Source organism: Citrobacter sp. Cf088 (assembly GCF_030334295.1).
Lineage (GTDB): Bacteria > Pseudomonadota > Gammaproteobacteria > Enterobacterales > Enterobacteriaceae > Citrobacter > Citrobacter freundii.
In genome coordinates this window covers 92,199-103,796 of the sequence record NZ_JAOWEE010000015.1, presented here as the reverse complement: position 1 = coordinate 103,796, position 11,598 = coordinate 92,199, and the positions used below count along the sequence as shown (strand labels likewise).

The 11,598-nt window shown below is 54.4% G+C and carries 7 protein-coding genes; 5 read left to right on the top strand and 2 right to left on the bottom strand.

Annotated elements, in window-relative coordinates; genetic code table 11:
- Window positions 1-164 precede the first annotated feature (164 nt).
- Entirely contained in the window at window positions 165-602 is a 438-nt protein-coding gene (locus OGV71_RS00545; protein WP_194858090.1) for an acetyltransferase, read from the bottom strand.
- Between the two features lie 156 nt (window positions 603-758).
- Between OGV71_RS00545 and metA the strand changes: the two genes are divergently transcribed.
- From metA to aceK, 4 genes are all read left to right on the top strand, one after another.
- Window positions 759-1,688, top strand: coding sequence for a homoserine O-acetyltransferase MetA (metA, locus tag OGV71_RS00540; protein WP_086504753.1), 930 nt, complete (start codon window positions 759-761; stop codon window positions 1,686-1,688).
- Window positions 1,689-1,956: 268 nt separating this feature from the next.
- Window positions 1,957-3,558, top strand: coding sequence for a malate synthase A (gene aceB, locus OGV71_RS00535; RefSeq protein WP_086504754.1), 1,602 nt, complete (start codon window positions 1,957-1,959; stop codon window positions 3,556-3,558).
- A 31-nt stretch (window positions 3,559-3,589) separates the two neighbouring features.
- Window positions 3,590-4,894 carry an isocitrate lyase gene (aceA, locus tag OGV71_RS00530; RefSeq protein ID WP_003031609.1) on the top strand — a complete coding sequence of 435 codons (1,305 nt, stop codon included), beginning with the start codon at window positions 3,590-3,592 and terminating at the stop codon, window positions 4,892-4,894.
- A gap of 102 nt (window positions 4,895-4,996) precedes the next feature.
- Window positions 4,997-6,745: a bifunctional isocitrate dehydrogenase kinase/phosphatase gene (aceK, locus tag OGV71_RS00525; RefSeq protein WP_003031611.1), complete on the top strand. Its 1,749-nt coding sequence runs from the start codon at window positions 4,997-4,999 to the stop codon at window positions 6,743-6,745.
- Window positions 6,746-6,766: 21 nt separating this feature from the next.
- Here aceK and iclR read toward each other — a convergent pair whose 3' ends face one another.
- Complete coding sequence (gene iclR, locus OGV71_RS00520) at window positions 6,767-7,591, bottom strand: glyoxylate bypass operon transcriptional repressor IclR (protein ID WP_003844677.1); 825 nt, start codon at window positions 7,589-7,591, stop codon at window positions 6,767-6,769.
- Between the two features lie 195 nt (window positions 7,592-7,786).
- On the opposite strand from iclR, the gene metH reads away from it, so the two are divergent.
- Window positions 7,787-11,470 carry a methionine synthase gene (metH, locus tag OGV71_RS00515; RefSeq protein ID WP_204584282.1) on the top strand — a complete coding sequence of 1,228 codons (3,684 nt, stop codon included), beginning with the start codon at window positions 7,787-7,789 and terminating at the stop codon, window positions 11,468-11,470.
- Window positions 11,471-11,598 lie beyond the last annotated feature (128 nt).

Genomic DNA, 11,598 nt, shown 5'->3' with positions numbered 1-11,598 from the left:
GGAGGGTGGCGGGCAGGACGCCCGCCATAAACTGGCAGGCATCAAATAAAGTGAAGAAGCCCATCCTGACGGATGGGCTTCTTTGCGTGTGTGCGGGGTAAAACCGCCGGGCTGAACGTATTGTGCAGGCCTGATCAGTGCAGCGCATCAGGCAATAAGTACGGCTACCCGTGTACGAGGTTGAGTAACGGGTATGCTCGTCCGAGATCGTCCACCTCTGTACGTCCCGTCACAGTAAATCCCATCTTCTTATAGAATCCAACTGCCTGCTCATTCTGTTCATTAACGTTGGTTGTCAGCGTTGAACTCATTGATAAAGCATGTTCAATTAGCAGTTTACCAACGCCACTACCACGCACATCCGGATCGACAAACAACGCATCCATATGCTGATCGCTCAGAAGCATAAAGGCGACAGGCTCATCTTGTTCTGTCACTGCAACCCATAGCGGAGCTTCTGGTAAAAATGAACTTACCAGCTCTTCCAGCTCAATCCGATACTCCGCAGAGAGGAAATGGTGCGTCGCATCGACAGAACGACACCAAATAGATATGAGCTTATCGCCTTCGTCCTTACGCGAACGACGAATGGTAAAGGGCATAGCATTCTCCTTTTATCTTTACTGCACTATTCTACAGCAAGGGCCGTGAAACTTTCTCAACTTGAGGATGCAGGCTCGACATTCGCATGATTCCTGGGTATCTTCAGCTATCTGGATGTCTAAACGTTTAAACGTATGTAGTGAGGTTATCAGGTTATGCCAATTCGCGTGCAGGACGAGCTACCCGCCGTCAATTTCTTGCGTGAGGAAAACGTCTTTGTGATGACGACATCCCGCGCTTCCGGTCAGGAAATTCGACCACTGAAGGTGCTCATCCTCAACCTGATGCCCAAGAAGATTGAAACGGAAAACCAGTTCCTGCGCTTACTGTCTAACTCACCGCTACAGGTAGATGTTCAGCTATTGCGCATCGATGCTCGCGAGTCACGTAACACCCCTACGGAGCATCTGAATAACTTTTACTGTAATTTCGAGGATATCTGCGAGCAGAACTTTGACGGACTGATCGTGACCGGCGCGCCGTTGGGTCTGGTTGAATTTAATGACGTGGCTTACTGGCCGCAGATTCAACAAGTGCTTGAATGGGCGAAAGATCACGTTACCTCAACGCTATTTGTTTGTTGGGCGGTGCAGGCCGCGCTGAATATCCTGTACGGAATTCCTAAGCAAACCCGTACGGACAAACTCTCAGGCGTCTATGAGCACCATATTCTGCATCCTCATGCGCTGCTGACGCGTGGATTCGATGATGCGTTCCTGGCTCCGCATTCGCGCTATGCCGATTTTCCTGCTGCGATTATTCGCGACTACACCGATCTCGAGATTTTTGCTGAAACCGAAGAGGGAGATGCCTACCTGTTTGCCAGCAAAGATAAACGAATTGCCTTTGTGACGGGCCATCCGGAATATGATGCCCATACGCTCGGCAGTGAGTATTTTCGTGACGTCGAAGCGGGCCTAACGCCGGAAGTGCCCTATAACTACTTCCCGAAAGATGACCCGCAAAACAAACCGCGGGCAACCTGGCGTAGCCACGGTAATCTGTTGTTTACCAACTGGCTCAACTATTACGTCTACCAGATCACGCCATATGATCTGCGTCACATGAATCCAACGCTGGATTAATCTTCTGTAGCAGACGATCCTTAAGCGTTTCAGCATATTGAATCAGGCACCTTCGGGTGCCTTTTTTATTTCCGAAACGCACCTCACGGTGTAATTAAATTTTATTTATATTGTTATCAATAGGTTAATTGATAATTAAATTAAAAATGGAAATTGTTTTTGATTTTGAAATTTAAATGAGTAGTCTTAGTTGTGCTGAACGAAAAGCGCACAACGATCCTTCGTTCGCATTGGGGATGTGTTTGGATCAATGACGAGGAACTACGCAATGAATCAACAGGCAACGACAACCGATGAACTGGTCTTCACCAGGGCGCGTGGCGAACAGGAGCAACAAATTCTGACCGCTGAAGCAGTAGAGTTTCTGACTGAACTGGTGACAAGATTTACGCCAAAACGCAATAAACTTCTGGCTGCACGTATTCAGCAGCAGCAGGATATTGATGACGGTAAGTTGCCTGATTTTATTTCGGAAACAGCTTCCATTCGTGAGGGTGACTGGAAGATTCGCGGTATTCCTGATGATTTACTGGATCGTCGCGTAGAGATAACCGGACCCGTTGAGCGCAAGATGGTTATCAACGCGCTGAACGCGAACGTCAAAGTCTTTATGGCTGACTTCGAAGATTCGCTGGCTCCTGAGTGGAGCAAAGTTATCGACGGGCAGATAAACCTGCGCGATGCGGTCAATGGCACCATTAGCTATACCAACGAAGCGGGTAAAATTTACCAGCTCAAACCTAATCCGGCTCTGTTGGTATGCCGCGTTCGTGGTCTGCATCTGCCGGAAAAACACGTCACCTGGCGTGGCGAATCCATCCCGGGCAGCCTGTTCGATTTTGCCCTCTATTTCTTCCACAACTACAAAACGTTGCTGGCAAAAGGTAGCGGCCCTTACTTCTACCTGCCAAAAACGCAGGCCTGGCAAGAAGCAGCATGGTGGAGCGAAGTGTTCAGCTATGCAGAAGATCGCTTTAACCTGCCGCGCGGCACCATCAAAGCGACTCTGCTGATTGAAACGCTGCCGGCCGTCTTCCAGATGGACGAAATTCTGCACGCCCTGCGTGACCATATTGTGGGTCTGAACTGCGGTCGCTGGGACTACATTTTCAGCTATATCAAAACGCTGAAGAACCATCCGGATCGCGTGCTACCGGACCGTCAGGTGGTGACGATGGATAAGCCATTCCTCAGCGCCTATTCGCGTCTGCTGATTAAAACCTGTCATAAACGTGGCGCATTCGCGATGGGCGGCATGGCAGCGTTCATTCCCAGCAAAGATGCGGAACGTAACAATCAGGTTCTGACCAAGGTAAAAGCGGACAAAGCGCTGGAAGCCAATAACGGTCATGACGGCACATGGATTGCCCATCCGGGACTGGCAGATACCGCAATGGCGGTGTTCAACGACGTGCTCGGTGAAAACAAAAATCAGCTGTTCGTGACCCGTGAAGAAGATGCGCCGATTACCGCAGAACAACTGCTGGCGCCTTGTGAAGGTGAGCGTACTGAAGAAGGCATGCGCGCCAACATTCGTGTTGCGGTGCAGTACATCGAAGCGTGGATCTCCGGTAACGGCTGCGTACCGATTTACGGTCTGATGGAAGATGCGGCCACTGCCGAAATCTCCCGTACCTCCATCTGGCAGTGGATCCACCACCAGAAGACGCTCAGCAACGGCAAGCCGGTTACCAAACCGCTGTTCCGTCAGATGCTGGCCGAAGAGATGCTGGTGATTCAGGACGAGCTGGGCGAACACCGCTACAGCAGCGGGCGTTTTGACGATGCCGCGCGCCTGATGGAGCAAATCACTACCTCTGATGAATTGATCGATTTCTTGACCCTGCCAGGCTACCGCCTGCTGGCGTAATCCACCACATAACAATATGGAGCATCTGCACATGAAAACCCGTACTCAACAAATCGAAGAATTACAGAAAGAATGGACTCAACCGCGCTGGGAAGGCATCACCCGTCCATATAGCGCGGAGGAAGTGGTGAAATTACGTGGCTCGGTCAACCCGGAATGCACGCTGGCTCAGCTTGGCGCGGCGAAAATGTGGCGTCTGCTGCACGGCGAATCGAAGAAAGGTTATATCAACAGCCTCGGCGCGCTGACTGGCGGTCAGGCGCTGCAGCAGGCGAAAGCCGGTATTGAAGCGGTCTACCTTTCAGGCTGGCAGGTGGCGGCAGATGCCAACCTGGCATCTAGCATGTACCCGGACCAATCGCTGTATCCGGCGAACTCCGTCCCGGCAGTGGTGGATCGGATCAACAACACATTCCGTCGCGCCGATCAGATCCAATGGTCAACCGGTATTGAACCGAACGATCCGCGCTATGTGGATTACTTCCTGCCGATCGTTGCCGATGCGGAAGCGGGTTTTGGCGGCGTACTGAACGCGTTTGAACTGATGAAATCGATGATTGAGGCTGGTGCAGCGGCCGTTCACTTCGAAGATCAGCTCGCATCGGTAAAAAAATGTGGTCACATGGGCGGCAAAGTTCTGGTGCCGACTCAGGAAGCTATCCAGAAACTGGTGGCCGCCCGTCTGGCAGCCGACGTCATGGGTGTTCCGACGCTGGTTATTGCGCGTACTGATGCTGACGCAGCCGATCTGATAACGTCTGACTGCGACCCATACGACAGCGAGTTCATCACCGGCGAACGTACCAGCGAAGGGTTCTACCGTACGCATGCGGGTATTGAGCAGGCGATCAGCCGTGGTCTGGCCTATGCACCTTATGCGGATCTGGTGTGGTGTGAAACCTCCACGCCGGATCTCGAACTGGCGAAGCGCTTTGCCGATGCGATTCACGCGAAATTCCCCGGCAAACTGCTGGCCTACAACTGTTCGCCGTCATTTAACTGGCAGAAAAACCTGGACGACAAAACTATTGCCAGCTTCCAGCAGCAACTGTCGGATATGGGTTACAAATACCAGTTCATTACCCTGGCGGGCATCCACAGCATGTGGTTCAACATGTTCGACCTCGCACACTCCTATGCGCAGGGTGAAGGCATGCGCCACTATGTTGAGAAGGTTCAGCAGCCAGAATTTGCGGCGGCTAAAGACGGTTACACCTTCGTGTCCCATCAGCAGGAAGTGGGTACAGGCTACTTCGACAAAGTAACTACTATCATTCAGGGCGGCGCTTCCTCGGTGACCGCGCTGACCGGCTCGACCGAAGAATCGCAGTTTTGATTAATGCCCGGTGGCGCTGTGCTTACCGGGCCTACGAAGGGATGTAGGCCGGATAAGCGAACGCGCCATCCGGCATGACGTTGTGCCGGATGGGAGAAGTCGATGACGCGTGGCCTGGAATTACTGATTGCTCAGACGATTTTGCAAGGTTTCGACGCCCAGTACGGGCGTTTTCTGGAAGTCACCTCCGGCGCGCAGCAGCGTTTTGAACATGCCGACTGGCATGCGGTTCAGCAGGCGATGAAAAGCCGTATTCACCTTTACGATCATCACGTAGGTCTGGTGGTGGAGCAGTTGCGCTGCATTACAGACGGCAAAAGTACCGACGCGGATTTTTTACTTCGCGTAAAAGAGCATTACACCCGGCTACTGCCGGATTACCCGCGCTTCGAGATTGCGGAGAGCTTTTTTAACTCCGTTTACTGTCGGTTATTTGACCACCGCTCGCTGACTCCCGAGCGGCTGTTTATTTTCAGTTCTCAGCCAGAGCGTCGTTTCCGCACGATCCCACGCCCGTTGGCGAAAGACTTTTTTCCTGATACCGGCTGGGAGTGGCTGCTAACTCGCGTCCTTAGCGATCTTCCCCTACGTCTTCCATGGCAGAATAAACATCGTGATATCCACTACATCATCGAACACCTGACCGAAACCCTGGGAACGGATGTGTTGCCAGGCTGCCATTTACAGGTGGCGAATGAACTGTTTTATCGTAACAAGGCCGCCTGGCTGGTCGGTAAGCTGATTACCCCTTCTGGAACGCTGCCGTTTTTACTGCCAATCCACCGGACAGACGAAGGTGAGTTGTTTGTCGATACCTGCCTGACCACGACGGCGGAGGCGAGCATTGTGTTTGGCTTCGCCCGCTCCTACTTTATGGTGTATGCCCCGCTGCCCGCGGCACTGGTGGAGTGGTTGCGCGAGATCCTGCCCGGTAAAACCACCGCTGAATTGTATATGGCGATTGGCTGTCAGAAGCATGCAAAAACGGAAAGTTATCGGGAGTATCTGCTCTACCTGGCCAACTGTGATGAGCAGTTTATTGAAGCGCCGGGGATTCGCGGTATGGTGATGCTGGTGTTTACCCTGCCGGGCTTTGACCGGGTGTTTAAAATCATTAAAGACAAATTTGCGCCGCAAAAAGAGATGTCTGCCGCCCACGTCCGCGCCTGTTATCAACTGGTCAAAGAGCACGATCGTGTGGGGCGGATGGCTGACACCCAGGAGTTCGAGAATTTTGTGCTGGATAAACGGCAAATCGATCCGGCGCTGATGGCGCTGTTATTGCAGGAAGCCCCGGAAAAAATTACCGATCTTGGCGATCAGATTGTCATTCGCCATCTGTATATCGAACGACGGATGGTGCCGCTGAATATCTGGCTGGAGCAGGTCGAAGGTCAACAACTGCGCGATGCCATTGAAGAGTACGGCAACGCGATTCGTCAGCTGGCCGCCGCCAATATTTTCCCCGGCGATATGCTGTTTAAGAACTTCGGCGTCACCCGTCACGGGCGCGTGGTGTTCTACGATTACGATGAAATCTGCTACATGACGGAGGTTAATTTCCGTCATATCCCGCCGCCACGCTACCCGGAAGATGAGATGAGCGCTGAGCCGTGGTACAGCGTATCGCCTGGAGATGTCTTCCCGGAAGAGTTTCGCCACTGGCTATGTGCCGACCCGCGTATCGGGCCGCTATTTGAAGAGATGCACGCTGAGTTGTTCAGCGCCGACTACTGGCGTGGTCTGCAAACGCGGATTAAAAACGGGCATGTGGAAGATGTTTACGCTTACCGACGCAAACAGCGTTTCAGCGTGCGTTATGAAACAGACCGTAGGCCGGGTAAGGCGTAGCTGCCACCCGGCAACCCCATCTTAACGAAATCCGCCGTACGCCAGCGTCACTTCTTTCGCCGCTTTGATCGCCATGGCGCCGAACTCGGTCACGCGATCGTCGGTAATACGCGAAATGGGTCCGGAGATGGAAATCGCGGCGAACGGCTCGCGGTGCTCGTCATAAATGCACGACGCCACGCAGCGCAGACCCAGCGCATGTTCCTCATCATCAAAGGAATAGCCGCGCTTGCGCGTCTGGGCCAAATCCTCTTTCAGATGCACTGGCGACACCAGCGTGGCGTGGGTATAAGCGTGTAGTCCTTTGCGGTGCAGCAACCCTGTCACCTGTTCTTCGCTCAGTTGGGATAAAAACGCTTTGCCCGCCCCGGAGGCGTGCATCGGCAGTTTGCCGCCGATAGGCGCGGACATGCGCATCAGTTGGGTGCACTGCACCTGGTCGATAATAATGGCCTGATGATCGCTTTGATCCAGCACGGCGAGGTTGACCGTCTCACCGGAGTCTTCCATCAGCTTGCGCAGGATCGGATGCACAATCGCCAGCAGATTACGACTTTGCAAAAAGCTGCTGCCGACGATAAACGCATGTGCGCCTACGGCCCAATGCCCTAATTCACCGACCTGGCGAACAAATCCCTGCTGCTGCATGGTGGTCAATAATCGGTGAGTCGTGGAGTTTGGCAGGCCGGCCTGCTGCGCCAGCTCGGTCAGCGCCACGCTGCCGTTGGATTCCGCAATCCACTCCAGTAGCTTCAGGCCGCGCGTCAGGGACTGAACCTGCCCGGTTGCGGGCGCAGTAGTAGCGGCGGGTTTTCTACCGCGTTTCGCGGGAACGGGGGCAACCATGGCAGACTCCTTTTCTGTATCGTGGAAATCATTTTCGTTTTATTCAATTATAATGCAAGAATTCCTGTACTGATCGGATGAGTGAAGCTGAACATGTCTCATGTTGGCCGTTGTTCTCTTTTCCGCCTCTCAGGTTTGTGCCAGTATGGCCTGTTGAGTTTTTTTCGGTCTGGTTGAGCGTTGTCGGGAGCGAGTGTGAGCAGCAAAGTAGAACAATTACGTCAGCAGTTAAATGAACGTATTCTGGTGCTGGACGGCGGTATGGGCACCATGATCCAGGGATATCGTCTGAGCGAAGAGGATTTCCGCGGCGAACGCTTTGCCGAATGGCCGTGCGATCTGAAAGGCAACAACGACCTGTTGGTGCTCAGCAAACCGGAGGTGATCGCCGCGATTCACAACGCCTACTTCGAGGCGGGCGCGGACATAATCGAAACCAACACCTTTAACTCCACGACTATCGCCATGGCGGATTACCAGATGGAATCCCTGTCGGCGGAAATCAACTTTGCGGCAGCCAAACTGGCGCGCGCGGCGGCAGATGAATGGACGGCACGCACGCCGAACAAACCGCGCTACGTCGCGGGCGTGCTTGGCCCAACCAACCGTACGGCGTCTATCTCGCCCGACGTCAACGACCCGGCTTACCGCAATATTACCTTTGATCAGCTGGTGGCCGCCTACCGCGAATCCACCAAAGCGCTGGTGGAAGGCGGCAGTGACCTGATCCTGATTGAAACCGTTTTCGATACCCTCAACGCCAAAGCCGCTATTTTCGCGGTTAAAACTGAATTCGAAGCGCTGGGCGTTGAGCTGCCGATTATGCTCTCCGGCACCATCACCGACGCTTCCGGGCGTACGCTCTCCGGCCAGACCACCGAAGCATTCTACAACTCCCTGCGCCACGCCGATGCGCTGACTTTTGGTCTGAACTGTGCCTTAGGCCCGGACGAACTGCGCCAGTACGTGCAGGAACTGTCGCGTATTGCCGAATGCTACGTTACCGCGCACCCGAACGCCGGGCTGCCGAACGCCTTTGGTGAGTACGATCTCGATGCCGACACCATGGCGGCGCAAATCCGCGAATGGGCCGAGGCGGGCTTCCTGAATATTGTTGGCGGCTGCTGCGGCACCACGCCGGAACACATCGCCGCCATGAGTCGCGCAGTGGACGGACTGCCGCCACGCCGCTTGCCGGAAATCCCGGTTGCCTGCCGCCTTTCCGGCCTTGAGCCGCTGAACATCGGCGACGACAGCCTGTTTGTGAACGTCGGCGAGCGTACCAACGTTACCGGTTCGGCGAAGTTTAAACGCCTGATCAAAGAAGAGAAATACAGCGAAGCGCTGGATGTCGCCCGTCAGCAGGTGGAAAGCGGCGCGCAGATCATCGATATCAACATGGATGAGGGGATGCTCGACGCCGAAGCGGCGATGGTTCGTTTCCTCAACCTGATTGCCGGTGAACCGGATATCGCCCGCGTGCCGATTATGATCGACTCCTCGAAATGGGAAGTAATCGAAAAAGGGCTGAAGTGCATTCAGGGTAAAGGCATCGTTAACTCCATCTCGATGAAAGAGGGGGTTGAGACCTTTATCCATCACGCGAAGCTGCTGCGTCGCTACGGTGCTGCAGTGGTGGTGATGGCCTTTGACGAGCAGGGCCAGGCCGACACCCGCGCGCGTAAAATTGAGATCTGCCGTCGGGCGTACAAGATTCTTACTGAAGAGGTGGGCTTCCCGCCGGAAGATATTATCTTTGACCCGAACATCTTTGCCGTCGCGACCGGGATTGATGAACACAACAACTACGCGCAGGACTTTATCGGGGCCTGTGAAGACATCAAACGCGAACTGCCGCACGCGCTGATCTCCGGCGGAGTTTCTAACGTTTCATTCTCGTTCCGTGGCAACGACCCAGTACGTGAAGCCATTCACGCAGTATTCCTCTACTACGCCATTCGCAACGGTATGGACATGGGGATCGTCAACGCCGGACAACTGGCAATTTACGACGACCTGCCCGCCGAGCTGCGCGATGCAGTTGAGGACGTGATCCTCAACCGCCGTGACGATGGCACCGAACGACTGCTGGAGCTTGCTGAGAAGTATCGCGGCAGTAAAACCGACGACACGGCGAATGCCCAGACGGCGGAGTGGCGCAGTTGGGACGTGAAAAAGCGCCTCGAATACTCGCTGGTGAAAGGCATAACCGAGTTTATTGAGCTGGATACCGAAGAAGCTCGCCAGCAGGCTGCGCGCCCGATCGAGGTGATTGAAGGACCGCTGATGGACGGCATGAACGTGGTTGGCGACCTGTTCGGCGAGGGCAAAATGTTCCTGCCGCAGGTGGTGAAATCCGCCCGCGTGATGAAGCAGGCGGTGGCGTACCTCGAACCGTACATTGAGGCCAGCAAAGAGAAAGGTTCCAGCAACGGCAAAATGGTCATCGCAACCGTGAAGGGCGACGTGCACGATATCGGTAAAAATATCGTCGGCGTAGTGCTGCAATGTAACAACTACGAAATCGTCGATCTTGGCGTGATGGTGCCCGCGGAGAAAATCCTCAGAACGGCGCGTGAAGTGAATGCCGATCTGATTGGCCTTTCCGGGCTGATTACCCCATCGCTGGACGAAATGGTCAACGTGGCGAAAGAGATGGAGCGTCAGGGCTTCACTATTCCGCTGCTGATTGGCGGCGCGACCACCTCGAAAGCGCACACCGCAGTGAAAATTGAGCAGAACTACAGCGGCCCGACGGTGTACGTGCAGAACGCCTCGCGTACCGTTGGCGTCGTCGCTGCGCTGCTCTCTGACACCCAGCGTGATGACTTTGTCGCCCGTACGCGTAAAGAGTATGAAACCGTGCGTATCCAGCATGCGCGTAAGAAACCGCGTACTCCGCCCGTAACGTTACAGGCTGCCCGCGACAACGATCTGGCCTTTGACTGGGAAAACTACACCCCGCCGGTGGCGCACCGTCTGGGCGTACAGGAAGTGGAAGCCAGCATCGAAACCCTGCGCAACTACATCGACTGGACGCCGTTCTTTATGACCTGGTCGTTGGCCGGGAAATATCCGCGAATCCTCGAAGATGAAGTAGTGGGCGAAGAGGCGAAGCGCCTGTTCAAAGATGCCAACGACATGCTGGATAAACTCAGCGCTGAGAAGACGCTGAATCCGCGTGGCGTGGTGGGTTTATTCCCGGCCAACCGCGTGGGTGACGACATCGAGATTTACCGTGACGAGACGCGTACGCACGTCATCAACGTGAGTCATCACCTGCGCCAGCAGACGGAAAAAGTCGGTTTCGCCAACTACTGCTTGTCTGACTTTGTTGCGCCGAAACTGAGCGGTAAAGCGGATTACATCGGTGCTTTTGCGGTCACTGGTGGTCTGGAAGAAGATGCGCTGGCGGACGCCTTCGAAGCCCAGCATGACGACTACAACAAGATCATGGTGAAAGCGATCGCTGACCGTCTGGCGGAAGCGTTTGCAGAATATCTGCATGAGCGCGTGCGTAAAGTCTACTGGGGCTATGCGGCGAATGAGAATCTCAGTAACGAGGAGCTGATCCGCGAAAACTACCAGGGGATTCGCCCGGCACCGGGCTATCCGGCGTGTCCGGAACACACCGAAAAAGCCACCATTTGGGAACTGCTGGACGTGGAGGCGCATACCGGGATGAAGCTCACCGAATCCTTCGCCATGTGGCCAGGTGCGTCGGTTTCCGGCTGGTATTTCAGTCATCCGGACAGCAAGTACTACGCTGTGGCGCAAATCCAGCGCGATCAGGTTGAAGATTATGCCTTCCGTAAAGGGATGAGCGTGGCAGAAGTGGAGCGCTGGTTAGCGCCGAACCTCGGCTACGACGCCGACTGATTCACAAAACTGTCATCTTTATTTACAACAAACAGGGCGCTCAATGAGTGCCCTGTCTCTTTATTACGTTTAAACCCTTATACTGAAAGAAGGTTCGCGAGCGCTGTTTGCCGGATGGCGGCGTAAAC